The sequence below is a fragment of the Actinoplanes sp. NPDC051475 genome (assembly GCF_040689425.1).
Classification (GTDB): Bacteria; Actinomycetota; Actinomycetes; order Mycobacteriales; family Micromonosporaceae; genus Actinoplanes.
This window is the reverse complement of sequence record NZ_JBFAZZ010000002.1, coordinates 541,353-565,195: the sequence shown is the minus strand read 5'-3', so window position 1 is coordinate 565,195 and position 23,843 is coordinate 541,353. Positions and strand designations below refer to the sequence as shown.

Below are 23,843 nucleotides of genomic sequence, written 5' to 3'. Positions count from 1 at the left end.
CCCCCGTGGCGGGCGAGCCGGGGCGCCTTCCGCAGCGCATGGGCGTCGCAGTACGGGACATGCTCCGACGCGACCGTTGCGCCGCCCCCGGCGCGCAGACCGGGCGCTGGGCCATCAGGCGCTGGGGCTGCTGCTGGCTACGGCGACCCCAGTCGCGGCTCAGCTGATGCGCAGGTGTCGCGTACCAGGAACTCTTCCGCGGCGGCGAACGCCTCGTTGTTCTGACCGCAGTAGCCGTCGGTTGATCGACGCGACACGGTGTGCCAGCATCCCGTCGTGCCCATCTAAAGATCCTCTTGCCGGCCGAATGGGCCCCGTTCGGGCCGCCGGACGCTTCGACGGCTCGCCGTTCGACCAGGCCAGCGGATACATCCACTTCTCCACCCGGGAGCAGGTGTTCGGCACCGCCACGCGAAGGTCCGCCGACGAGGGCCCATGAGGTGGCCTTCTACCGCTGCCGGACAACCGGTCCGCCCGTCTGCCCCGCGTCGCCTGAACCCGCCTCGATCATGAAGAACCTGGAGATCAAAGATCGCTAGGGGCGCAGTCCACTCGCCTACCGGATGAGCCAGCGTACGTCGCAGATTTCAACCTCGCCACGGCCGTCGCAGTAGAGCATGAACGGCACGTCGACGTGCTCCAGGTCCATGCCGGCCCGGGCCAGGTCGGCGCCGGCAATCTCCAGGGTGGTCCACTCGCCCGCCGCGACGCCATGCAGATGAGGAAGCAGATCGAGCCCTGGCTGACCCGGATAGTCGTCGTGGCAGGCGAGCAGCAACGGGGCGTCCGGACGTTCCAGTACCCGGATGCCCATCGAAACCGTCCCGCCGTTCCGGGCGTACGCACGCAGGTCGCGAACCTCGCGGGTCTCAGTACGGGCGTACACCAGGGCGGGATGGCCCTTGTATCGCAGGCGTAGCGCCGGGCCGCCGCTCGGCGAAGTCGCCGGGGTGGCCGCGACGATCAGTGTGTCGACCGGCTGGTCCCGGGGTACCGACACACCCGACCAGGTGTGGTGACCCGTGATGACGAACGAGTGCTCCGGGCCTGAGACCTCGATCGGGGCGCCCGCCGGGACGATCGGCGATGAGCCTGCCCGCTCGTCGAGCGGCAGCGGCTTGCCGTCGGCGCCCGGCTGCTCGTCGAGCAGGGACAGCCCGTACCCGAATGGCAGCAGCGGCTCGTGGGTCTGTTCCTCGGGCGGCACCCCATAGCCTGGGATGTGCGGGGGGATCCGGTTGACCGCAACCGAGTCTCGGCGCGCCGGCCAGAGGCACGGCAGTCGCCCCTGGAAGTCCTCCGCGCCGAACAGCATCTCCGCGATGGCGACGCCGCCCTCACCGCCAGGCAGCCAGGCCACGACGAACGCGTCGGACAGGTTGATCTCCTCGGTCACATAGAGCGGCCGGCCGGTCAGCATCACGGTCACGATCGTGCTGCCGGCAGCACGGAGCCGACGTAGTATCTCCAGGTCCCGGGCGTAGGAGAGCTTCAGGTCGGCGTAGGCAGCCGACCGCCACCGCCGGATCGTGCCGCGCATCTCGGCGTACGCGTCCTCCCCCAACACCACGACGGCGACGTGGTGCGCCGAGGGATCGGCCTCAGTCAGCAGCGGGTCGACGGTGACGTCTGGGATCCGCTCGCGCAGGGCCGCGGCGACGGTCCGGGCCTCCGGCAGGTCGGCCGCCTCTATGTCGTCGCCTTGCCAGGTCACGGTCCAGCCGCCGGTGAGCTTGCTCAGCGATGCCGCGCCGCTTCCGGTTACCAGCATCCGGCCGTGGGGCGCGAGAGGCAGGACGCCGTCCGCGTTCTTGAGCAGCACGAGGCTCTTGCGGGCGGCCTCGCGGTTGAGTCGCCGGTGCTCCGGGCTGCCCAGCACCCCGACCGGGTCAGCGGGCGCGGCGCCAGGGTCGCGGTCGAAGAGGCCGGCGCGCAGCTTGACCCGCAGCACCCGGGTGACGGCGTCGTCGATGCGCGACATCGGAATGACACCCGATCGCACCTGCCCGATCGTGGTTCGGTAGAGCGACTGCCATGCGTCGCGCTGCGACACCATCAGGACGTCGAGGCCGGCCAGGAACGAATATCCGCCGTCGCTCTCCGAGCAGCCAGCGACCTCGACGTGCGCGTCCCAGTCACTGATCGTGATGCCGTCAAAGCCGATGCGGTCCTTGAGCACGTCGGTTATCAGATAGCGGCTGCCGTGCACCTTGTGGTTGTAGGGCGTCGCCCGGCCGGGCGTGTGGTCGTAGTTGGCCGGGTTAGCCCAGCTGCTGAAAGAAACCATCACTGCTTGGGCGCCGGCCTCGATGCCGGAAAGGAACCCGGCGGCGTGAATGTTGCGCAGGTTGTCCTCAGAGCACTTGGCGGTGCCACGGTCGGCGCCGAACTCGGTGGCGCCGTCCGCCACCCAGTGCTTGAGGGTGGCGATGACGCCGGCGCCGGACCGGAGGTGGGCGGCGTCGCCCTGCAGCCCGGTGACCACCTCTCGGGCGTACCGGGCGACGATGGCCGGGTCCTCCGAGTAGCCCTCGTAGTAGCGGCCCCACCGGCGGTCCCGTGGCGTGGCAACGGTCGGCGCGAACGTCCAGCCCATCCCGGTCGCCCGGACCTCCTCGGCGGTGGCCCGCCCGATACCGCGCAGCAGCCCTGGATCGCCCGCCGCGCCGAGGCCGATGTTGTGGGGGAAGACGGTCGCGCCGGCCACGTTGTTGTGCCCGTGGACCGCGTCGGTGGCCCACACGAAAGGGATCCGGAACGGCCGGTCTCGGTATGCCTCCTCGGCGGCGGCCCGGAACGTCTCGACGGTGTCGCGCCACGCGCTGGCCGAGGCGTGGCGGTCGCCGCCCGGCCAGCATCCGGCCCCGTTGAGGGCCGATCCGATCTTGTAGTCGCGGACGTCCTCCGGCCGAAGCTGGGTCAGCTCCGGCTGGATCAGCTGGCCGACCTTCTCCTCCAGAGTCATCCGGGCGAGCAGGGTGCGGATCGTCTCCTCGTCGCCTGCGTCGCGGGGGACTGCCGAGGTGACTGCGGGCCAGTCGGGGAGATAGGGCAACGGTTGCACGGTCTGCCTGCCGGTCATGCGGTCACGGTCCAGAACGACTCGAAGGGCCGGCCGCAGACCCGCTGGACGAATGATTCCGGCACCACCGGCCGGGTCTGCGCCGGGGTGTAGAGCTCGACCTGGGTGCGGTGTTCACGCAACGCAGCCAACTTGCGTCCCAGGTGCTCGGCGATGTCGTAATGGACCATCCGCTCGGTCGTGTCGGGTAAACGGTTCGACGGTTCGCGGTTGGTGAAGTCGAACTCCTTCTCGGCGTGCTCGTCCCAGACGACGTACTTGCGTACCAGGGGAACCAGGCCCGTGCCCACGAGACTCCGCAGCACGTTCTCCCCGGTAAGGCGGTGGTCCGCGTGCAGTTCGAGCACGTCGTGCGGCAGATAGACCTCGACTACGTCCTGGTTGGCAGCCAGGAACTCGCTCACCGCGGCCCGGAAGGCCGGCTGGTGATCAACCAGGTGAGTGTCCGGGAACCCCAGGAAGTGCACATCACCGGCGGCAACGCCCATGGCGGCAGCCGCGGCCAGCGACTCCTTGGTGCGGATCTCCACGAGTTCCGCGGGGGAGGGTTCGTCGAGGCCGAGCACCGCCTGGTGGGACATGGCGCCGTCCGTACTGAAGACGATCTTGACGCGGTGACCCTCCGCGATCTTCTTGATGATCGTGCCACCGCAGGCGATCACCTCGTCGTCGGGGTGCGGGGAGAAGACCACCACCAGGTGGTTCGAGCGCCCCGACAAAAAGTCCTCGTCAGAGGGCAGGCCACGCTCGCGCGCCACGTCATTGAGCTCGAGGAAGTGCTGGTTGGTGGCGAGCTGGGTGATCGGGGTACCAGCCTTGGCCGCGAAATAGCGGTAGTTGGCGGCTGCGTCGGCCATGTTCTGTGCGTAGTCCTTGGGGTGTGGCCAGTGAATCGCGGCGGCCTCCCGGTTGAGTACCAGCCGGGCACCGGAGCGCCAGAGGCGGTACCCCAGCTCCCCGTCCTCGCCGCCCCACGAGTGGAAGGCCTCGTCGAACATGCCGACCTCGCGCAGCCGGTCGGTACGGGCCGAGATGTTGCAACCCCAGAAGAGCACCCACGGGGCGGGCAGGTCGCCGAAGTCGTCGGTGTACTTCGCGTAGTACGCCTCGCGGATGTCCAGCCAGCGGCCCTGCTGGCGCATCGCCGCGATGGCGGTGTCCGGATCGGCCGGGTCGACTTCCCGGACGATCTCCGCGGCGTCCTCGTTGTTCTCGTTGAAGCAGTACACATAGCCGACCACGGCCACCGGTGTGGGCGAGAGGCGGTGGCTGTCCAGGTGCGCCCGTAGCGCCTCGCTGTGCAGGATGACCCCGGCGTCGACCATGACGCAGACCTCGCCGCGGGCGTCGGCGATCCCGAGATTGCGGGCTTGGCCGGCGCGGTAGCCCTCGTCCGGTTGGTAGTGGTGACGTAGGTCGAGGCGGTCCTGGAAGGACTCCACTACGTCCGCGGTGTCGTCTGACGAGCCGTCGTCGCAGACCAGGACCTCGAACGCGGCGGTGCCGATCGACTGCGCGACCAGCGAGGCGAGCGTGAGCCGGAGCAGTTCGGACCGATTGTAGGTCGGCACGACGACACTGCAGGCGAGCTTGCCGGTCATGGGCGTCTCCCGAGGATGAGCAGTGAGGTGGCGAGCAGCGCGAGTCCGGCGCTGACCCAGAAGATGTTGGCGAAGCCGAGTGCGGTGGTGGCCGTGCCGACGATCGCCCCGCCGAGGAAGGCGCCGGCCTTGAAGGCGCCGGAGTAGAGGGCGGAGGCGGCGCCGGGTCTGTCCGGCATGGCGTCCTGGAGGATCACGACCGGGATGCTGAGCACGATCGCGGTGAACCCGGCGTTCAGCACCTGGAGGGCCAGGAGCTGCCACGCGCTCGTGGCCAGCGGCAACAAGGCGAAGAAGAGAGCTGCCGCCAGCGAGGCGACGACGACCAGGCGCCACTTGCCGAACCTCGTCGACCGGGACCCGACGAGCAGCATGATCGGGATCTCCAAGGCGGAGGCGAGCCCGAGCAGGATGCCCGCGAACCCGGCACCGAACCCTAGTTCCTTTGTCACGAACAGAGCGATGTCGATCTGGTACATCATGTTGATCGTCAGCATCACGACGATCGCGGCGAGCAGAAGGCCGGACTGCCGGGTGAGCCCGGCGAACGGGCGCTTTCGTTTCCCCGTGACCTCGGGGCGCTGCTTACGGACGTCCGGCAGGCCCGCGAGGCAGAGGACGGCCGGCACCGCGTACAGGATTGCCGCCGTGGCGTAGAGCGGTTTGAAACCGCCTTGGCCGACCAGGAAGAGGCCGAGCGGCGGACCGATGATCCAGGCGGCCGAGGTGACCGCCCGGATCGCCGAGTTGAAGAACGAGACGTCCGCGCCGCGGAACTCGGCAAATTCCCGCGTGTACGCGAACAGCTGGGAGAAGGTCGCGCCGCCGATGCCGAAGCACACCGCCGCGCAGGCGAACAGCACGTAGTAGTCACGGATCAACAGGAAGCTGGCCGCGCCCGCCGCGGAGAACAGCGCGCAGACGGCGAGCAGCCGCCGGCGGCTGGCGATGCGGTCGGAGAAGACGCCGACCACCAGATCGGTCGCGATCTCCGAGATCGCCCGCCCGGCGAAGAAGAGGCCGACCATCAGCGGTGTCGCGCGGACGGCGTCCGTCAGGAACAGGCTCATCGACGTGACCACCATGGCGCCGGCCGTGTCGATCATCAGGGTGGAGCCGACCAGGCTGGCCAGCGCCCCGTCGCGAGCTGGCCGGAACCGGCCGCGCTCCGCGACGTCGTTGGTGGTCGCCGCGGGTTCCCCGACGGTCACAGGTGGTTCCCCGGCGCTCACCGGCGCTCCCGGTAGGGCAGGCTCGGCGCGAGGACGCGATCCGGGGGTACGGCGGCTGCGGCCCTGTGCTCGCCGGAGGTGATCTGACCGTCGTTCAACAGCCGGTCCCGGACCCGGGGCGCGAGTGAGGCCAGCACCCGGTGCTTCAGACCGACTAGATCGACGATCTTGTCGTACGGCGCAGGTCGCGCGATCGCCCCGGTAGGCCGCAGATTGTCCGGCGCGGTGACGCTCGCGACCACGTTCCAGTAGTCGGTGAAGGCCGTGGCCGGGTCGGGCAGCGTCGCGCTCTCCAACCCGAGGCGTACGGTCCAGAGCCAGCAGTCGAAGTACCGGCGGTCTTGCAGGTCACCCATGTGCTGCTCGCACCAAGACGCCATGGCCGCGGGCGCCGGCAGCTCGGTCTTGCCCGACCAGACGGACAGCACCCACCCCGCGATCGCCTCGAAGTACGGGCACGCCGTCCCGAACGCCTCGGTGTCCACCGGCGTGTTGACGACCGCGAGCGAGGAGTCCCGCCAGTAAACGTGGTGCTCGTAGAGGTCTTCCCGCCGGAAGTCCGCCAGGAAGCTGTAGTCCGGCAGGCCGTAGCCGAGGCAGAGCACGACCGCGTCGTACCGTTCCCGGGAGGCGTCGGTGAAGACGACGGTGCCGTCCGGCTCGAAGCGGTCGAAGGCGGGCCGGACTTCGATCGAGCCGGCGGCCACGGCCGGGATGATGGTGTCGTTGATGTGCACCGCGTGGTGGAAGCCCTCGTCGGGCAGCAGCCCGCTGGCCCGGTAGGCGGCGAAGTATTCGGGCATGAGCTCGCCCAGAAAGTCCAGCCACGCGGCGTACGACATGTCCTCCACCCCGACCCGCCCGACGTAGGAGAAGAGCTCGTCGTTGTAGACGTGGCCGCACATGCGGGGCAGGAAGAGTTGCCGGTGCCGCACCGACCACTTCACCGTCGTCGCCACCCCGACCAGTTCGGAGGCGATGTCGGCGCCGCTGACCCCGCCGCCGACCACGAGCACCTTCGCACCGGCGAGCGCACCTGGGCTCCGGTAATCCTTGGCACTGAGGACCCGGACTCCGGTCGACGGCGCGGGCAGGAACTCCGGCATGCGCGGCAGCCAAAGCTCCCCGCTGGCCACCATCACCGCGTCGTACGCGCCGGTGCTCGCCGCCGCGCCGGTCTCCGCCGTCACGGACCACTCCGCGCCGTCCTTGACCATCCGGGTCACTCGGGAGCCGAACCGGACCAGCGGCAGGACGCCGAAACGCTCCGCGTAGCCGCGCAGGTACTGATGCACCTGCCGGAGCGTCGGGAAGTCGTCGTCGAAGGGCGGCGGATGGTCGCTGAACGGGAAGCTGAGCCGGGAACTCTGCATGCGCACGCTCTCGTACGCGCCACCCGCACCCGGATTCCAGATCCCGCCGACGTCGTCCGTGCTCTCGTAGACGGTTACCTCGTGGCCCTCGGCCAGCGCCTGCTTGGCCGAAGTGAGACCGGCGGGGCCGGCTCCCACGATCGCGATGCGCATTCGGTCGTATCCTTTCGGCACAGGTTGTATCGGCGGAGCCTCTAGAAGAAGGGGTCGTAGTCGTCGAGCAGCTCGACGTCGTCGTCTGGCCGCATCCGCTGGATCTCAAGATTGGTGGGATGCCGCGAGCAGATGAATCGGCAGTCACGGGCCGGGTCGATGATGGTGGTGTCCGCCTTCTGCCAGATCTCGGCCAGCGAGGAACGGCTGATGTCACCGATCCGGCCGGCGGGATTGCCTCGGTGGTACGGGCACACGTACACACCGCTGGTGGTGATGGTCGTCCGCAGCTCGGTGGTCGGGCAGGTGTGGTAGTTCTTGGGCTCCACCGAGTCGACGGCGGCGCGGACCTTGTCCCAGGTGTTCGAGACGAGCAGGTGAAAGCCGTCGTCGGTGAGGGCACGGACCTGCTCGAGTTGCCGCTCGACGACGGCGATGTCCTCGGCCCTCTGGTTCAGGGTGTAGTGGTCGTCGTCGACGAGGGTCTTTACCTCGAAGTAGTCGCAGCCGATGTCCTTGGCGAGCCGCGCCGCCTCCAGGACTTCGTGGTAATTGGTGTCGAGCACCGAACCGTCCGGCGCGAGCCGCTGCATCAGCAGGTAGGAGTAGCCGAGCCGGCCGCGCTTGCGGGCGGCCAGCCAGCGCATGTTGCCGATGATCGACGGAAAGACCCGGCGACCCCGCTTGGCCGGGCGGAATTTCGGGTAGGTCACCTCGTTGGCGGCGTCCATCGACACCCGTGTCCAGGCGACCTTCTCGGCGATTTGGTCGAGGTACCGGTCGATCATGGTGCCGTTCGTCGTCAGTCCGATATGGATGCCGGCGCCGAACAGCGTGTCGATCACGGTGCCGATCGACCGGTGCAGCAGCGGCTCGCCGCCGCCGATGAGCACCACGGCGCGTACGTTGCTCGCCGCCAGTTCCTGGGCCAGCTCGACGATCCGGTCCTTGCCGATCTGGCCCTGGTTGAGCAGGCCGCCGCTGATGCACTCCGGGCAGGCGAGGTCGCAGACGGTGGTGGGGTCGAGGTCCACCACCAGGGGTGTCTCGAGCCGGTTGCCGCGCGCCACCTCCAGCACCGACGGGTAGAGCGAACGCTGATAGAGCTTGCTGACCAGGTCCATGTTGCGGTCGACATGGCCGGTGCCGATGCTGCCAGAGCCTACCGATGTCATGACATCCCCGATTGGAAGATTTTGGTGGCTGCCGGTTACCATCCGCCGCGCCGAGCGCGGCCCCTGTGGGACCGGAAGATCGAATCCATCCTCGGGGGGCCAGCCGTCCCGATACAGACCCCGACGTGCGCTCGATCGGGCAGGGTAGTCATACCTCCGATCAGGTAGCGCGGACGTACCCCATCAAGTTCCATATGGAGGGCCGCACACCGCACGTGTGCGGCCCTCGAGTGGCACTTCGCGATGCCGGTGACGACGGCCGAATCGAGGAACCGCGTCATGCCAGTGCGCTCGATCGAGGCAGAGTTCGCAGGCTGCGCGTCAGGCGGCTGCCGAGGTCGGCCTCGCCGGGCCCCCACGCGACGAAGCCACCCCGCCGATCGGTCCGCAACTCCTCGTCCGGCAGTCCGGCGAACCCACCACCCGCCGCACGGACCAGCGCCTGTCCGGCGGCGATGTCCCAGGCGTAGACGTTGACGTTGGCGGCCAGGTCCGCTCGGCCGGCGGCGACCCACGCCAGTGCGAGAGCCGATGACCCGATGCGCCGGACGTCGACGCTGTCCGGTGCGCCGACATACCCATGGATGTCGGGAACGTCGGTCAGCAATAGCGGTGGCCCGTCGGCATGCCGCTGGGCCGGCCGGCCGTTGATCCGGAAGACGGTCTCGGCGGCGCTGAACATCTCGTCGCGGATCACGTCGTAGACGCAGCCGCCGCGTACCTCAGCGTCGATCACCACACCGATCGAGACGCAGAACAGCGGGATGCCTCGGGCGAAATTGTAGGTCCCGTCGATCGGATCGACGTACCAGTGCACACGGCCGTTCCCGGTAATGCCGCGCTCTTCACCGATCACCATCGAGCAGGAACTCGCCGCCAGCAGCTCCGAGCGGATCAAATCCTCGGCCCGGCAGTCCGCCGCCGTCACCCGATCGAATCGGCCACCCTTCGCGTGCGACACCGGGCGAAGTAGGAACTCCCGGCGGACGAGTTCGCCGGCTCGTCTTGCGGCGGCCTCGGCGACCTCAACGGCCAACTCGGAATCCACAATGCCCTCCCGCATGTGTCGACTGCTGCCGCAGCACATCCTTTCCAATCACTTGGATCGAGGACATGGCCGTTTGGGCGCGCCCACGCGCGCTCCATGAGCCCTTAACCGCGCACCGGCGGCCACCGACGATCAGTTCGACGAGTCCATTGGATGGGGAGGCAGGGATGCCTGAGCGCACGGGGTGCTGGGCCGCCGTGGTCTGGCGGAACGACGGCTTCGAAGCCGCGCTCGTCGACGAGCACGGCGCCCTGGTCGATCGGATGACCTTCGACCGAAGCGGGCCGGAGGCGATCGCTGACCGTGTGCAGGCGTGGTCACGGGACAGGAGCGAGTCTCTGACCTGCGTCTTCGAGAGTTCGAACGGGATGATCGACGGACACCTGCTGGCGCGCGGGATCGAGGCCTGGCGAGTGGAGTACGACGCCCTGCCCAACCCGCAGCACGACGCCCTGGTACTTGCCAAGCTGGTGAGCTTTGGGCTGCTTCGGGCCTTGCCGACAAGTCTGTCCTCCGGCACGCTGGGGGATCGCAGCGCGGAGCTCAAAGCGACGAACGAGTCGGCTCGCGGCATTCAGGACGACCTGGAGCGTGCGGGTCGCCTTCTACAACGCGGCAGAGCCCTTGACCTGGAACACCCTCGGATCGCGTTGACATTCGATGACGGACCGTCTGCGGACCACACCGATGCCATCATGGACGTGCTTGAGGCCTACCAAGCTCCGGCCACCTTCTTCTGCGTGGGCCTGAACGTCCTTGCCTATCCGCACATTATCCGGAGAATGCACGATCGAGGATACGGGATAGGAAACCACACTTGGTCGCATGCCTATCTCCCAGAACTGAGGGTGGCGGAAGTGCGCCAGCAACTGCATCGAACGAACCAGGCATTGTTCGACGTCACCGGCAGTATCCCGGCGATGGCCCGGCCTCCGTACGGGGGGCGCGACGCGGTCGTGCTGAACACGATCGCCGGCGAAGGGATGACCACCGTTCTGTGGGACGTCGAAGCGGCGGATTGGATCCTTCCGGGTTCTGAGGCGATAGTCGGGTCTGTGCTGAGCGCCGCAGGCGACGGCTCGGTCGTTCTGTTGCACGACGGTGGCGGTGACCGGGGCCAGACCGTGGCGGCGCTGCCCGCAATTCTGGACGGTCTCCTTCGCGGCGGGTTCCGATTCGTCGATCTGTCCGACCTGATGCACGACCACGCTGTCGCGGGGTCGTCGGCGGGGCCGGAGCTACAGAAAGGAGGGAGAGAGCGATGACATCTCGAGACATCGTACTGGGCATAACGATTATGCTGCATCCGTCTCGGATGGAATTCGTGCCGGACCTCGTGGCCGCCTGCGCTCCCATCGTTCCGCAGATCGCGGTCGATCCGGATCCACGTGGGCTGCGGAGCGCTCTGCGCACCGCCAAAGTCGCTTGGGCCACGATCGCTCCGGAAGCGACACACCACCTGGTTCTTCAGGACGACGTGGTTCTCGCCCCAGACTTCGCGGCCCGGGTGACAGCAGCGATCCAGGCACGCCCGGAAGATGCACTGACGCTGTACTGCAACTGGAACAGCCCGCAGAACTCGTATCTCGTGCGGCGCGCCGCCGTGTGCGGAGCGGCGTTCGCGCCCCTGTCTCCGGTCGAGTGGATTCCGACCCAGGGGCTGGTGGTGCCGGTCGCGCTCGCTCGCCATCTGGCAGCGGCACTTGCGCCCATTCCGGACGAGATCGCCGACGACGACCAGATGGTCCTGCGGTACTTCGAGAGTATCGGCGTGCGGACTTACGCGACCATTCCGAACCTGCTCGACCACCGGAATGCGCCCACCCTGTCGGATCACCCGGGCACGTTCCACGCGACGATCTCCGACTGGACGGCCAGCGCCTCGCGGTGGGGGCGCGGATCGAACAGGGTGCAAGCAGTGCTGGCCGACCGGGCACGGCTGAGCCGGGCCAGCGAGTTCGGTGTCGAACTCAAGCAGTCGAGATGCAATCTACGATTCATCCGTCCCGGTACACCCGAACCGATCGCTCACGTCTTCGGATGGTATTGGCGAGACTGGGCACCGGCGGCCGCCGTGAGGCCGGAGGACATCGAGGCCACGTGGGAAGCACGGGGTGGCGACGCAGGCCGCGTCGGCATCGAGGTCTGGGCGGCTGGTTACCTGCTCGGCGTGGACTGTGGACGCATTTTCCTGGAGGCGGAGGTTCCTCCGCCCGATGACGGACAGGCCCGATGGGCCAAGGCCGCGATGTCGTCATGGCTGGGGTCCGGCCTGACCGATCGGGACCGGTCCTCAGCCGACCTGGCGGGACTGACGGTACTCGGCGCCGACGCGATCCTCCGTGGTATGTCGGACGTCCTGCTCGCGCGCTTCAATGGGGCGTTCCCCCTGGAGGGTGCGCGATGAGTCCCGAAGAGGAGGAGATGTTGATCGCGCTGGCGGCGCGCGAGGCTACCGGCTGCCTGTTGCACCCGTCGTTGTTGCCGGACACGCCGGGGTTGATCGTGCCGCCTGTACCCCCGGTCGGCGTGTGCGCGGAAATGTGCCCGGCGTGCGGGATGACGCCGACAGAGTTCGGACGGCACGCGGAACCGTTGCCGTTTTCGAACTGGACGATCGTCGCCCCGACCGATCCGGTGCCGGACAGGCCGGTGCTGCGGGTGTTGGCATGTGAGCGGCTGGTGCCTCGATCCGTTCTGGCCATGACGACCGCCATCGAGCAGTTCGGGCCGTCAGACTCATCCCAATTCATCACCCGCGCTGTGCACTGGGCGCGTGCCGGTGCCCCCGCCCCGGGCACGGATGGTTTTCGGTCGGCAGCCGCCGCGTCGGTTCTGGCCGAGCAGTGGGTCGATGCGCTGCCCCAGGCTCGCGCTGACCTCGGTCCCGCCATGGCGCGCTTCCGTGCGGCGATGCGCCGAATCGCCGGCGCCGGACTCACGCCTGTCGTTCCCGCCGCGGGGCGCGCCCATGACGAGCGCGCCTTTGTTGTTGCGCCGCATGGGCGTGGCGACGGCGAACCCGAGTACCGCCGGCTGCTGCTTGCACGAGTCACCCCGAATCTGGTCGGGCAGGCACAGCAGGGTCAATAGACGACTGCTCTCGGCGGCGTCGGACGTTGAATCCGCGTCTCAACCGGTGCGCGCCTGGTGCGGGTCCCTGAGGTCGCCGCCCACGGCTATGTCGATCACGGGCCCACTGGCAGCGGCACGGTCTTCTCGACCTGGTTGATGCCGCACTCGACCGCGTCGCGCACAGGATAGAGGGCACGAGCGCAAGCCGTCCGCTATACGACCTGCGGCACGCCGCAAGGATGGCGATGAGATCTCCGGTATGCAGTCTGCTGGAACCGCTTACCGGAGACCTCATCCTGGGGTCGCCGGGCCGGGCCTGCCCCTAGGCCGGGGCATTCATGAAGTCCGGCGGGACCGGGTTGAGCCGTCGCGCGTGTCGCTGGCCGCGCTGCCGGCGTGCCTAATAGACGAAGACGCTGTTGGAGCCGAACTGGATGGAGCTGTGGGAACTGCCCGGTGGAATGAGGTACGACGTACCCGTGCAATCGGAATTCGCGTAGAGAGTGGCCGTGCGGTTTCCCGTGTTCCGGGCTGACTCCGGCCTGCCGCTGCCCCACCCGTGTGAGGTCAGATCGACGCATGTGCCTGCGTCTGGGTTCGACGCTTGAACGGTGAACCGGGCTCCCTTGTAGCCGCTGTTCTCCCACAGGCACACGGTACGCGTGAAGCCGCACGTTTCTTCCGCGCCGACAGCTGCATCCGCCGCTGACGCTGTGCTCGTACTGGCGGCAACCCCGAGCACGACCGAGAGCAGCAACGCCGCTCGCCATCTCAGTGCGCGAATTTGGCTGACATTCATGCTTCGTCTCGCTTCTTTGTCTGGACGGAACAGGGCTGAACATCGCGCGATACGTACCCGCTGCATTGACGAACGGATTCTTGAGACCCGTCGGGCAAGGATGAGTCGATGCGAATCCGCGGGTCAAGCGGCAGCCGGGAGAGGCGTCGTGTCGGTTCGGTCGTCCGCTCGCCGTCGGCAGGCCTACCGACGGCGGCGAAGTGATAACCGTACTGCCGAACCGACGGGCGACGCCGCGCTCAGCATAATGGTGGGACCCTTGTGGGTGTACCTACCAATAAGGGCAGGGGCAGCCGCTGCGCGCAGCCATGAGCGCGGGTCTGGTGGAGGTCCGTAGGTACACGAGAGCTCGGAGATGAAAGAAGCCGAGTATCCCTGATCTTCTGTATCGGGTAAGGCGCCACACCAAGGGCGCGTCATGACGCGCCCTTGGTGTGCGGCGTTCGAAGCCGGTCCTGGCGGTGTTCCTGCTGAGAGGCGGGTGTTACGCCTGCCCGGGCGGACCGGGTTGAACGACTCGGCCGTTGCTTCACCAGCGTGTGCTTCCCGTCGGCGGATTGCCTGGTTCGTGTGCGCGTTTCCGCACGGCACGTGCGGCAGCCGGCGCCCGCGAGCCTCACGGTGGTTTCACAGGAAATGGCGCCGGCGTTCGATGGGGGCCGCATCGGTTGATCGATGCCAGTACCGCGCCAAACACCAGAAGACTTGCGCATCTTCCGGGCTGGTCTTTCGGTCAGGGAGGACGTGCGCCCATACGCGGCTCGGGATCGTTCGTGCGCTCGGAGAACATCAGTTCGCACGAGTTGCGACGAGCAGTGGGGAATGTGGAAATGGCGACCGATACGAGATTCGAAAGTCTTGCCGACTCGCTGTCTGTGGCCGCGCACAAAATTCCGGACAGGGTGGCTGTCGTCGATGTCGAATCAGACGGGGACACGTTCAGGTGCCGGACCATGACCTACGGGGAACTGATTCGCGATGCGCAGCGGCTCGCCTCGTCGCTCATCGACTCGTATCCGTCGGGTTCGCGGATCTTGGTCACTCACGTCACCGGTCGTGGATTCACGACGGTGTTCGTCGCCTGCCTGATCGCCGGGATGATCGCGGTCCCGTCACCGCCGCCTGGAATCAACCGCCGGCAAAGCAAGCGCCTGGCCGGGATCGTGCGGCATTGCCGCGCAGTCGCAGTCATGTGTGAGGGTTATCAGGAGGCCGAGGTCACCGCCTTCCTCGCTGACCATAATCTGCTCGGGATCGACAGCCTGGTCCCCTCGACGGACCTGTCGTCTGACGGCACCTTCCCACTCGGCCCGGTGAGCGTTGTGCCGGACTCCCCGGCCTACCTGCAGTACACCTCGGGCAGTACGGGAGAGCCGAAAGGTGTGATCGTCACCCATCGGAACATGGTGGAGAACGCCGATCATCTCGCCGCACGCACCGGTGCAACAACCGGCGCCCGCTGCGGCGGCTGGCTGCCCCTCTTTCATGACTTCGGACTGGTCGGTCAGATCGTCATGCCGCTACGACTGGGCGGCACCAGTGTGCTCATGACACCGTCGCTGTTCCTGCGCCGCCCTGATCGCTGGCTTGCCGCGATCGACCAGTTCGACGTGCAGGTGTCGGGAAGCCCGAGCTTCGGCTTCGACCTGTGCGTGCGCAAGGTGACCGACGACCAGATCGCCGCGCTCGACCTGTCCCGTTGGCAGGTTGCCATCAACGGCGCCGAGCCGGTGCAGGCCTCCGTGCTCCAGGCCTTCCTCGACCGCTTCGCCCGGGCTGGGCTGAGGCCCGAGACGATGTCGCCTGGGTACGGCCTTGCCGAAGTAACGCTCTGCGTCACCGCCCAGTCAGGGACTCAGGCGCCCATCGTGATGCGGGTCGACCGCGATGCGCTCGCCGCCGGCGCCTTCCGGCCCAGCACGGGCGTGGACGCCGGGAGCCTGGTCGCCTGCGGACCGTTCGGGCCGGACGTCGGGCAGATCGTCGATCCGGTGACCGGCGCGAGGCTCCGCGCCGGCGAGATCGGCGAGATCTGGGCCCGCGGACCCGGGTTGTCGCCCGGCTACTGGAAGAACGCGGCCGCGACGGACGCGGTATTCGGTGCGATCACCGCGTCCGGTGAGTCCGGCTACCTGCGGACCGGAGATCTCGGGTGCACCTGGGACGGCCAGCTCTACGTGACCGGACGGGTGAAGGAGGTGCTGATCGTCAACGGACGTAATCTCTACCCGCAGGACCTCGAGGCGGCAGCCAAATCGTCGCACCCATGCCTGGCGAACGGGGTGGGCGCCGCGTTCGCGGTCCGCACAGAGGACGGCGGCGAGGAGATCGCCGTCGCGCTCGAATGCCGTCCCGCCATGATCGGCCCGGAGGGCTTCCAAGCCGTCGTGGCGGCCATTCGCAAGGCTGTCCGCGCTGAGTTCTCCGTCGCGCTACCCACCGTCGTGCTGGTGCGCTCCGGCGGCATCGACCGGACCACCAGCGGCAAGATCCAACGCACGTCGGTGGGCAAGGCGTTCGCCATGGGTCAACTCCAAGCACTCCACAAAAGCGTCAGCCCTGCGGCTGCTCGAGTCCGGGCAGCGCACCGGCAGCCGGCCGGAGCCGCGTCATGACCGGCCTCGAGCTGGACGAGCCGATGGCGGACCCGGCGCGGCTAGCCGCGGAGCTGGACGAGTGGCTCGGCGACCCGACCGACGTCGGCAACGCCTTCTCCTGGAAAGCCAGCGCGGTATGGGACCGGGCAGAGGCGTTCCCGGGCCCGGCGGTCTCGGAGTTGGATGTCTGGGGCTTGTCTCGCCATTACGTTCCGGCCCGACACGGCGGAGCGCTACGCCGGCTGGACACGCTGCTGAGCCTGCTTCGGACCGTGGCGCGACGTGATCTCACCGTCGCGGTGGCGCACGCCAAGACGTTCCTCGGTTCGGTCTGCGTGTGGGCGGCAGGCAGCGATGACCAATGTGCCAAGCTGGCTGCGCGGATCGTGAACGGGGAGCCGGTCGCGTGGGCATTGACCGAGCGTGACCACGGCAGCGACCTTGGCGCCGACGAGTTCGAGGCAGTGCCCGACGCCGAAGGCAATCTGCGGTTGAGCGGGGAGAAGTGGCCGATCAACAACGCCTCTCGCGCAGACCTCGTCGTCGTGCTGGCACGGACGGCAGGCCGTCCCGGTGCCCGGGCCCTCAGTCTCGTGCTGCTGGACAAGGAGCAAGCCGGCCCCGGGACCGTCCAAAACCTACGTAAGGCCCTGACACACGGCATACGCGGAGCCGATATCAGCGGTATCGTGTGCATTGATGCCCGGGTGCCGGCTGACGCTCTCGTCGGGCGCCCCGGTACCGGGCTGGAAACGGTGCTGCGAGTTCTGCCCCTGACGCGCACCGTCTGCACCGCCCTGTCGCTCGGCGCAGCCGATCATGCCTTGGAACTCGCGACGGGTTTCGCCGAAGAGCGGAAGTTGTACGGCCGCCGCGTCATCGAGCTCGGCCGGCCGGCTCAGCTGCTCGCCGAGTCGTACGCCACGTTGTTCGCCGTCGAGGCCGTCACCTGGGTGGTAGGCCGCGCCGCCCAGTCCCTGACCGCGGAGATGCCGGTGCTTTCCGCCGTCGCCAAGGCATTCGTGCCGAACGCGGTCGATGATCTGATCGCAGCCTGTGCAGAGGTGTTGGGTGCCCGAGGGTTCCTCGACGAAACCTACGAGGACGGGCGGTTCGCGAAGCTCGACCGCGACCACCGGATCGTGTCGATCTTCGACGGCAACACCTACGTCAACCGGAACGCGCTCATCCAGCATTTCCCGGTCCTGGCGCGCAGGTGGCAGGAACGCCGTTTCGACACAGCCGGACTGGCAGCGACGGTCGATCCGGCCGTGCGGATGCCGGACCTGGACTTCACCGCTCTGTGCTTGTTCTCGGAAATGGGTTGCAGCCCGGTGCAGTCCCTCGAATCGATGCTGCCGCGCGTTCTGAGCCGGCTGGCGAGTCTGCCTTGCGGGTCGACGATCAGAGCGCTCGTCGGGCACTTCTGCGATGGACTCGAAGTCTTGCATTCCGAGATGGCCACCGTTCGCGGCACCGCCGGCCGGGACGTTCCGGCGGAGGCGTTCGATCTGGCGGAACGGTACGAGTGGGCGTTCGCGGCAGCCGCGGCCGTGCATCTGTGGCTTGCCGTCGATGACGAGGATCCCGCGCATTCTGCGTTGGCGCGCGACGGACTGTGGCTGGAAGCGGTCCTGCGGATCGCCCTGCCCCGGCTTTGTCCTGCGCTCGTTCTGGCCGAGCAGGAGACGGAGCTGCTGCGGGTCGTTCGTACGTTGCGAGGTGCGGGAATGCGGCCATCGCTGTACGGACTGCTGGTGCCGGCTGCGGCGCGCCGGGACGGTACGCGATGACCACGACCGACCACCTTTCCGACCCGCTGGCGCAAATCCTGGGATCGCTGCAGGAGCCGGGGAACCCCGCTGGTGCGAATATGCTCCTCGCCGCGGACGAGCAGGGACGTCTGCCCGCGGCGGAACACCTGCTCGACAGGTACGGCGTGGGTGCCGAGCTAGTGCCGCCCGGGCTGGGGGGCCGGTTCGCCAGCCTGCCACGCCTCATCCGGACGCTTCGGGTGGTGTTCGGCCGCGACGCCGCACTCGGCCTGGCGAGCGCGGGCGGTGCTCTGATGGCCGCAGCCAACGTTTGGGTCGCCGGGGACGAGGCGCAGCAGACGGCGATGGCTCGAGTCCTGCTTGGCGGCGGACGCGTCGCCACCGGGTATCACGAACTCGCGCATGGCAACGACTTCGCTCGCGCATCGCTGTGCGCGTTCCCGGGTCGCGATGGACGGTTGCGGTTGACAGGCGGCAAGGAGGTCATTTCGAACGCGGCGCGGGCCGAAGCCCTCGTCCTGTTCGCCCGCACCAGCCCCGCCCGTGGTAATCGGAGCCACAGCCTGATCTTCGTCGAGCGGTGCGCCCTTGATCCGTCCTGCGTCATCGACCTGCCCCGTTTCACCACGGCAGGCTTGCAGGGGGTTCCCCTGCAGGGGTTTCGCTTCATCGACTGCCCTGTTCCGTCCGGCAGCATTGTGGGGACGCCAGGCACCGGAATCGAGACCGGCTTGCGTTCCTTCCAAGTCAGTCGGATCGGATTGCCGGGCATGTGGGCGGGCAGCGTGGAGACCGGGCTGTGGCTCGCGTTGCGATTCGTCATCCGTCGCCGGCTGTACGGCCGCCCGGTCAAGGACATCCCGATCGTTCGGCGTCAGCTCGCCGAATGCTTCGCTGACCTTCTGCTGTGCGAGGCCATGGTCGAGGTCGCGGCGCGGGTCCTGCATCTGCGTCCAGGGCAGGGACTGGTGGTCGCTGCGCTGACCAAACACTTCGTGTCCGGATGTCTGCTCCGGGCGATGAGCCGATTGTCCAAGGTGCTCGGCGCGCACTTCTACCTCCGTGAGGGTGAGTACGCGCTGTTCCAGAAGCACCTGCGTGATCTCGCCCCGATTGGCTTTGGTCACACCGCCCGGGGGGCGTGCCTCGCCACGGCTCTGCCGCAGCTGCCCCGTCTGGCCCAAGGCGCCTGGCAAGAGCCGGTCGACGGTGACGTCGGTGTCTTCGACGTGGCCGCACCGCTGCCGCCACTCGACTTCCGAGCGCTACAGGCCGGCGGCGACGGCCGGGACGAGCTGGGCGCCAGCCTGTTGTTCGGTGTGGACGCCGATGTCCCGGGCCTGAGCACGATGATGGTCGACGTTCGGGAGAGCGCTGCCCGGCTGACCATCCGGGACGTCGGACCGGACGGCGGTCCACGCCCAGCCAGGCTGACCGATGCGTACAGCGCCTGTCTCGCCGGTGCGGCGGCACGGGGCGTGACGCGGCATGCGCACCACAACGGCGCCGATCCGTTCCTGCGCGAACCGTTCCTCCGTGACGCCTTGACCGTGCGGGCGCTGGCCACGGTGACACAGCCGCCGCCCGCGCTGCCGGAGTCGGTGACGGGACACCTCTTCGACGAACTCGTCGCCCGTTACGAGGCAGGTCTGTCGTTCGAGCTAACACCGCGGCTGCTGCACCGATGACCGGCCGATCCGCAGCACTTAGGACCGAGGAGAAAACACGATGACCATCAGCCATCCCGAACTGGAAGCCTGGCTCGCCGATCAAATCGCGAGCTATCTGGAGATCCCGCCGGCCGACGTCGAGCACGAGACCGATTTCAGCCACTATGGTCTCGAATCGGTCGCGGCGTTCATTCTCTGCGGCGACATCGAGCGTCACTTCGGCATCACTGTCGAAGCGACAGCGGCCTGGGATCATCCTACCGTCAGAGCTCTCGGGGCCCATCTGCGGACTAAGCTCGCCGATCTCGAGAGTACGGTTCCGTGACCGCGCTGCTGGAGGTGGCGGCCTACCTACCGCCGGATGAGATCCCCATAGGTGCGCTGCAACCGCGGCTGGGTTTCGGTGACGCGGAACTGCGGGTGTACCACCGAGTCTATGGTCTGTCGTCGGTACGCTACGACGTCGGCGCCCTCCCTGCTGACCTTCTGCTGTCGGCGGTCGGGCAACTCGAGTGCTTCGACCGGGTGCGTGACCGCATCCGCTACATCGTGCAAGCCCGCACGATCCCGGAGGTGGCGCCGTACCCCCTCAGTCCGGTGGAGGAGGTACGGCGCAAGCTCGGCCTCGAGCACGCGCTGCCGTTCGCCGTCACCGAGCAGGCCTGCGCCGTCGGGATATTCGCGGTCGACCTATGCGGCCGGCTGCTCGCTCAGGACCGGGATCCGGGCGGCCTGGCGCTGGTGCTGACGGGCGAGAAGGCCTTCACCCGGGCAGCACTTCAGGTGCCCGGAGCCAGCATGAACGGCGAGTGCGCCGCGGCCATCCTGGTCGCACCGACAGGCGACCGCGATGTTCTGTGCGGGTACGCCAGCCAGACGTATGGCGAGTTCTTCGAATTCCAGGCCCGGGACAAGGCCACTGTCGCTGAATTCCAGCGCATCTATACCGATGCGCTGGCGGAGGTTCTGGTCGCCGCCGCTGATCAAGCCGAGCTCTCCCTGCGCGACGTGTCGGTAATTCTTCCGCACAACGTGAATCGCATTTCGTGGATCCGGGTCGCCAAGGAGTTGCGGCTTCCGCTCGAACGGTTCTTCCTCGACAACGTGGCTTCCACCGGGCATTCGTTCTGCGCAGACCCCTTCGTGAACTTCGCCTCCGCCCGTGATGCGGGCTTGATCCGTCCGGGCGAGCACTACCTGATGGCGACGGTCGGCCTCGGCGCCACCTTCTCCGCCATGGCCTTCCGTCACTGACCATGCAGAGGAGCGAGAACATGGGCATACCACACGATCCGCCGTTCATGAAACGAGTACGGGACACCGTCGCCGATGGGCGACAGGTCGTGCTGATGGGCAACTTCGAGGTAGAAGACGCCTGGGCGGCGGGAGAGCTCGGCTTGCCGCGGCTACCGTTCGCCTCGGCGACCACGATCGTCAATCGGATGGACGAACTGGCGCTGCTGCTGGCCGGACCCGGCGACGCTGTGGTGCTGAAGTCGCGACCCGATTCGGCGTACCTGGCACACCTGAGCGAGCTCGGCTTCGAGCTGCCGGAGATCCTGGTGCCCGGAAGCCAGCGACCCGAGCGCACCGTCACCGAAGACGCGCTGCGCGACGCGGCACTGCTCGATCGGCTGGGCCGGCTGGGTCGGCAGGGCAGCAGGCTGCTGCCACACGGCACCTCGGCTCGCGAGCAGGGACTGGCCGAGCTTGCCGGGATCGCACTGGCCACGCCGGACAGCACAGTGTGCAAGGCGGTCAACAGCAAGGTGTACAGCCGCAGGCTCGCAGAGCGCACCGGCTTGCGGCAGCCGACAGGCTGGGCCTGCACCACCGTCACCGAACTGCGGGCCGCGGCGGGTGACGCGGGCGCCCTGATCGACGCCGGTCGCTCGGTCGTGGCCAAGGACGCCTTCGGCGTCTCCGGCAAGGGCATCGCCGTCATCCGGGACCGAAGCCGCCTCGATCGGCTTGTTCGCAAGATCGAGACGCTGGCGGCCAAGCGTGGCAGCGACAACCTGGGCATCGTCCTCGAGGAGTGGATCACCAAGGACGCCGATTTCAACTATCAATTCACGGTCGGCCGCGACGGCTCAGTGCATTTCGACTTTGTGAAGCGTGCGCTTACCCAAGGCGGTGTGCACAAGGGGCACGTGATGCCCTCCGGCCTGAACGCGGAGCAGCACGACGAGCTGACGAGGGCGGCGGAGGTCATCGGCGGTGCGCTGGCCGCCGACGGATGGTTCGGCATCGTCGGGGTGGACGCGATGACCACCCCCGCGGGAGCTGTCCACCCGGTGGTGGAGATCAACGCCCGTAACAACATGTCCACCTATCTGGCGTCGGTGCAGGACCGGCTGCTCGCCGGTGCGAGGGTCGCGCTGGCACGGGAGTACCCGCTGAAGCTCGACCGCCCGGTCTCCTACGGCGAGCTTCGGCACCTCCTCGGCGAGCTCTGGTGGCGACCCGGCGGCGAGGGCCTGCTGGTCAACGGCTTCGCCACGGTCAACGCCGCGGCAAGCGGCGACGCACCCTTCGACGGCCGGCTCTACGGCGTCGTTGTGGCACCCGACGAGGACACCATGCACTCGCTGGACGGCCGCATCGACGGTCGCCTCCACGCCCTCACCCGAGAGGTAACGGCATGACACAGTCGAAGATGTTCCAGGGCGTCCCGGTCACAGATCTCGCTGAGCGGTACGGGACGCCGCTGTTCGTGTATGACGGCGACACCCTCACCGAGGGGTACGACGCCCTGCGGCAGCGGCTGCCTCAGGTGCTGGAGTTCTTCTTCTCGCTCAAGTCCAACCCGAATGTCGCCATCTGCGCCCTACTCGCCGCCCGCGGTGCCCGGGCAGAGGTTTCGTCGCTCGTCGAAATTCGCACCGCCCTGCGTGCCGGAGTACGTCCGGAGGACATCATCTTCCTCGGCCCCGGCAAGTCGCCCGAGGAGCTCACCGCCTGCCTCGAGATCGGCGTGTACGCGGTCGTCTGCGAGTCGTACGGCGAGCTGGAGGCGCTCGACGAGATCGCCGCGGCCATGGGCCGGACCGCGCCGGTTGCGCTACGGGTCAATCCGGAGTTCACGGTGAAGGGCTCCGGGCTGACGATGGGCGGAAAGCCGCGTCAATTCGGTATCGACGAAGCTCAGCTGCTGGCCGATCCGGACCTGGCGAAGCGGTTCGGATCGCTGCGCATCATGGGTGTGCATGCCTACATGGGCACCCGCATTCTGAACGAAGAGGTGATCGCCGAGAACACCGCACGGATTCTAGAGCTGGCCGACCGGCTGGCCGACCGGCTCGGGTTCGCCCTCGACATGGTGGACGTCGGTGGAGGCCTCGGTGTCGCCTACTTCGAGAACGAGCGGGATCTGAATCTGGACCGCCTGGGTGAGCTGGTCGGCCCGGTCGTCACCTCCTTCGCCGAGCGGCATCCGGGCACCCGGATGATCATGGAGCTCGGCCGATTCCTGACGGCGATGTGCGGAACCTATGTAATGCGCGTCCGGACCGTCAAAGAATCGATGGGTTCGCACTTCGCGGTCACCGACGGCGGTACGCACCATCACATGGCAGCCGTCGGCATCGGGTCGTTCGTGAAGCGGAACTTCCCGATCTCCCTGATCAGCCGGAGCAGCGCCGACGTCGCCGAGCCCTGGACCGTCGCCGGCCCGCTGTGCACTCCCAACGACGTGGTGGCGAAGGGCGCCGCGTTGCCGCCGCTGCGCCCAGGCGACCTGCTCGGTGTCCACCGCTCGGGCGCCTATGGCCCGAGCGCTTCGCCCGTACTGTTTCTGAGCCACGGTCATCCGGCCGAGGTCGTCGTCCATCGCGGTCAGCCGTACCTGGTTCGTGACCGGGACCGACCGGACGACCTCATGAACAAGCAGCACCTTCCCGTCTTCCAGGACTGATCGCTCGATCAACTCCCTTTCTCGCATTCGAATCAACGAGGAGCACCCCCGTGTCCCAGGAAATCATTGCGCTCCAGCCCAGCGCCGAGGCGGACGACCAGAAGATCATGACTCGCATCATCGCGGCCCTCGCCGCTGTGCTGAAGCGCGAACTGCCCAGCGCCAACGGCGACACCCGGCTCTTCGACGATCTCGGGCTCGATTCCACCAGTGTGCTGGAACTGTTGATGACGATCGAGGAGGAGTTGTCGCTGGAGTTCGACACCGACAGCCTTGAGCAGCATCACTTCGAGACGATCGGCTCGCTGACCTCGTACGTGCTGGCACAGATGAGGGGAGCGTGAGCG

General features: G+C 67.8%; 20 protein-coding genes. 12 read left to right on the top strand and 8 right to left on the bottom strand.

Annotated features, from left to right (window positions below; genetic code table 11):
* Window positions 1-137: 137 nt before the first annotated feature.
* The gene (locus tag AB0368_RS07060; protein ID WP_366152855.1) at window positions 138-284 is read right to left on the bottom strand and encodes a hypothetical protein; all 147 of its coding nucleotides are present in this window, start codon (window positions 282-284) and stop codon (window positions 138-140) included.
* Between the two features lie 23 nt (window positions 285-307).
* On the opposite strand from AB0368_RS07060, the gene AB0368_RS07055 reads away from it, so the two are divergent.
* Entirely contained in the window at window positions 308-439 is a 132-nt protein-coding gene (locus AB0368_RS07055) for a DUF952 domain-containing protein (protein WP_366152854.1), read from the top strand.
* 117 nt (window positions 440-556) lie between these two features.
* On the opposite strand, the gene AB0368_RS07050 is transcribed toward AB0368_RS07055, so the two are convergent.
* From AB0368_RS07050 to AB0368_RS07025, 6 genes are all read right to left on the bottom strand, one after another.
* A complete protein-coding gene (locus AB0368_RS07050; RefSeq protein WP_366152853.1) occupies window positions 557-3,082 on the bottom strand; it encodes a glycoside hydrolase family 3 N-terminal domain-containing protein in 2,526 nt (841 codons plus the stop codon).
* Window positions 3,079-4,683 carry a PIG-L family deacetylase gene (locus AB0368_RS07045; RefSeq protein WP_366152852.1) on the bottom strand — a complete coding sequence of 535 codons (1,605 nt, stop codon included), beginning with the start codon at window positions 4,681-4,683 and terminating at the stop codon, window positions 3,079-3,081. The genes AB0368_RS07050 and AB0368_RS07045 overlap by 4 nt, the downstream gene beginning before the upstream one ends.
* Window positions 4,680-5,894 carry a sugar efflux transporter gene (locus tag AB0368_RS07040; RefSeq protein WP_366152851.1) on the bottom strand — a complete coding sequence of 405 codons (1,215 nt, stop codon included), beginning with the start codon at window positions 5,892-5,894 and terminating at the stop codon, window positions 4,680-4,682. The genes AB0368_RS07045 and AB0368_RS07040 overlap by 4 nt, the downstream gene beginning before the upstream one ends.
* 17 nt (window positions 5,895-5,911) lie before the next feature.
* A complete protein-coding gene (locus AB0368_RS07035; protein ID WP_366152850.1) occupies window positions 5,912-7,441 on the bottom strand; it encodes an FAD-dependent oxidoreductase in 1,530 nt (509 codons plus the stop codon).
* A gap of 41 nt (window positions 7,442-7,482) precedes the next feature.
* Complete coding sequence (locus AB0368_RS07030) at window positions 7,483-8,616, bottom strand: radical SAM protein (protein WP_366152849.1); 1,134 nt, start codon at window positions 8,614-8,616, stop codon at window positions 7,483-7,485.
* Window positions 8,617-8,893: 277 nt separating this feature from the next.
* A complete protein-coding gene (locus tag AB0368_RS07025) occupies window positions 8,894-9,664 on the bottom strand; it encodes an inositol monophosphatase (protein WP_366152848.1) in 771 nt (256 codons plus the stop codon).
* Between the two features lie 167 nt (window positions 9,665-9,831).
* On the opposite strand from AB0368_RS07025, the gene AB0368_RS07020 reads away from it, so the two are divergent.
* The 3 genes from AB0368_RS07020 to AB0368_RS07010 are packed head-to-tail and all read left to right on the top strand — an operon-like array spanning window position 9,832 to window position 12,757.
* Window positions 9,832-10,929 carry a polysaccharide deacetylase family protein gene (locus AB0368_RS07020; RefSeq protein WP_366152847.1) on the top strand — a complete coding sequence of 366 codons (1,098 nt, stop codon included), beginning with the start codon at window positions 9,832-9,834 and terminating at the stop codon, window positions 10,927-10,929.
* Window positions 10,926-12,071 (top strand): hypothetical protein, encoded by a 1,146-nt coding sequence (locus AB0368_RS07015; RefSeq protein WP_366152846.1) that lies wholly within the window; start codon window positions 10,926-10,928, stop codon window positions 12,069-12,071. The genes AB0368_RS07020 and AB0368_RS07015 overlap by 4 nt, the downstream gene beginning before the upstream one ends.
* Complete coding sequence (locus AB0368_RS07010; protein ID WP_366152845.1) at window positions 12,068-12,757, top strand: hypothetical protein; 690 nt, start codon at window positions 12,068-12,070, stop codon at window positions 12,755-12,757. Before AB0368_RS07015 ends, AB0368_RS07010 begins: the two co-directional genes overlap by 4 nt.
* Before the next feature lie 382 nt (window positions 12,758-13,139).
* On the opposite strand, the gene AB0368_RS07005 is transcribed toward AB0368_RS07010, so the two are convergent.
* Window positions 13,140-13,538: a peptidase inhibitor family I36 protein gene (locus AB0368_RS07005; protein WP_366152844.1), complete on the bottom strand. Its 399-nt coding sequence runs from the start codon at window positions 13,536-13,538 to the stop codon at window positions 13,140-13,142.
* Between the two features lie 773 nt (window positions 13,539-14,311).
* Here AB0368_RS07005 and AB0368_RS07000 point away from each other — a divergent pair.
* The 8 genes from AB0368_RS07000 to AB0368_RS06965 are packed head-to-tail and all read left to right on the top strand — an operon-like array spanning window position 14,312 to window position 23,840.
* Entirely contained in the window at window positions 14,312-16,153 is a 1,842-nt protein-coding gene (locus AB0368_RS07000; RefSeq protein WP_366152843.1) for a fatty acyl-AMP ligase, read from the top strand.
* Entirely contained in the window at window positions 16,150-17,928 is a 1,779-nt protein-coding gene (locus AB0368_RS06995; RefSeq protein ID WP_366152842.1) for an acyl-CoA dehydrogenase family protein, read from the top strand. Before AB0368_RS07000 ends, AB0368_RS06995 begins: the two co-directional genes overlap by 4 nt.
* Complete coding sequence (locus tag AB0368_RS06990) at window positions 17,925-19,598, top strand: acyl-CoA dehydrogenase (protein ID WP_366152841.1); 1,674 nt, start codon at window positions 17,925-17,927, stop codon at window positions 19,596-19,598. The genes AB0368_RS06995 and AB0368_RS06990 overlap by 4 nt, the downstream gene beginning before the upstream one ends.
* A 40-nt stretch (window positions 19,599-19,638) precedes the next feature.
* On the top strand, window positions 19,639-19,905 hold the full coding sequence (locus AB0368_RS06985) for an acyl carrier protein (protein ID WP_366152840.1): 267 nt from the start codon (window positions 19,639-19,641) through the stop codon (window positions 19,903-19,905).
* Complete coding sequence (locus tag AB0368_RS06980) at window positions 19,902-20,834, top strand: 3-oxoacyl-[acyl-carrier-protein] synthase III C-terminal domain-containing protein (RefSeq protein WP_366152839.1); 933 nt, start codon at window positions 19,902-19,904, stop codon at window positions 20,832-20,834. Before AB0368_RS06985 ends, AB0368_RS06980 begins: the two co-directional genes overlap by 4 nt.
* A 20-nt stretch (window positions 20,835-20,854) precedes the next feature.
* Window positions 20,855-22,228 carry a hypothetical protein gene (locus tag AB0368_RS06975; protein ID WP_366152838.1) on the top strand — a complete coding sequence of 458 codons (1,374 nt, stop codon included), beginning with the start codon at window positions 20,855-20,857 and terminating at the stop codon, window positions 22,226-22,228.
* Window positions 22,225-23,496: a type III PLP-dependent enzyme gene (locus AB0368_RS06970; RefSeq protein ID WP_366152837.1), complete on the top strand. Its 1,272-nt coding sequence runs from the start codon at window positions 22,225-22,227 to the stop codon at window positions 23,494-23,496. The genes AB0368_RS06975 and AB0368_RS06970 overlap by 4 nt, the downstream gene beginning before the upstream one ends.
* Window positions 23,497-23,546: 50 nt before the next feature.
* A complete protein-coding gene (locus tag AB0368_RS06965) occupies window positions 23,547-23,840 on the top strand; it encodes an acyl carrier protein (protein ID WP_366152836.1) in 294 nt (97 codons plus the stop codon).
* Window positions 23,841-23,843 lie beyond the last annotated feature (3 nt).

What these genes read in the sequence shown, in the direction of transcription:
- AB0368_RS07060 (WP_366152855.1), bottom strand. Translation starts at nt 284, where the DNA reads ATGGGCACGACGGGATGCTGGCACACCGTGTCGCGTCGATCAACCGAC.
- AB0368_RS07055 (WP_366152854.1), top strand. Translation starts at nt 308, where the DNA reads ATGGGCCCCGTTCGGGCCGCCGGACGCTTCGACGGCTCGCCGTTCGAC.
- AB0368_RS07050 (WP_366152853.1), bottom strand. Translation starts at nt 3,082, where the DNA reads ATGACCGGCAGGCAGACCGTGCAACCGTTGCCCTATCTCCCCGACTGG.
- AB0368_RS07045 (WP_366152852.1), bottom strand. Translation starts at nt 4,683, where the DNA reads ATGACCGGCAAGCTCGCCTGCAGTGTCGTCGTGCCGACCTACAATCGG.
- AB0368_RS07035 (WP_366152850.1), bottom strand. Translation starts at nt 7,441, where the DNA reads ATGCGCATCGCGATCGTGGGAGCCGGCCCCGCCGGTCTCACTTCGGCC.
- AB0368_RS07030 (WP_366152849.1), bottom strand. Translation starts at nt 8,616, where the DNA reads ATGACATCGGTAGGCTCTGGCAGCATCGGCACCGGCCATGTCGACCGC.
- AB0368_RS07020 (WP_366152847.1), top strand. Translation starts at nt 9,832, where the DNA reads ATGCCTGAGCGCACGGGGTGCTGGGCCGCCGTGGTCTGGCGGAACGAC.
- AB0368_RS07015 (WP_366152846.1), top strand. Translation starts at nt 10,926, where the DNA reads ATGACATCTCGAGACATCGTACTGGGCATAACGATTATGCTGCATCCG.
- AB0368_RS07010 (WP_366152845.1), top strand. Translation starts at nt 12,068, where the DNA reads ATGAGTCCCGAAGAGGAGGAGATGTTGATCGCGCTGGCGGCGCGCGAG.
- AB0368_RS07005 (WP_366152844.1), bottom strand. Translation starts at nt 13,538, where the DNA reads ATGAATGTCAGCCAAATTCGCGCACTGAGATGGCGAGCGGCGTTGCTG.
- AB0368_RS06995 (WP_366152842.1), top strand. Translation starts at nt 16,150, where the DNA reads ATGACCGGCCTCGAGCTGGACGAGCCGATGGCGGACCCGGCGCGGCTA.
- AB0368_RS06990 (WP_366152841.1), top strand. Translation starts at nt 17,925, where the DNA reads ATGACCACGACCGACCACCTTTCCGACCCGCTGGCGCAAATCCTGGGA.
- AB0368_RS06985 (WP_366152840.1), top strand. Translation starts at nt 19,639, where the DNA reads ATGACCATCAGCCATCCCGAACTGGAAGCCTGGCTCGCCGATCAAATC.
- AB0368_RS06975 (WP_366152838.1), top strand. Translation starts at nt 20,855, where the DNA reads ATGGGCATACCACACGATCCGCCGTTCATGAAACGAGTACGGGACACC.
- AB0368_RS06970 (WP_366152837.1), top strand. Translation starts at nt 22,225, where the DNA reads ATGACACAGTCGAAGATGTTCCAGGGCGTCCCGGTCACAGATCTCGCT.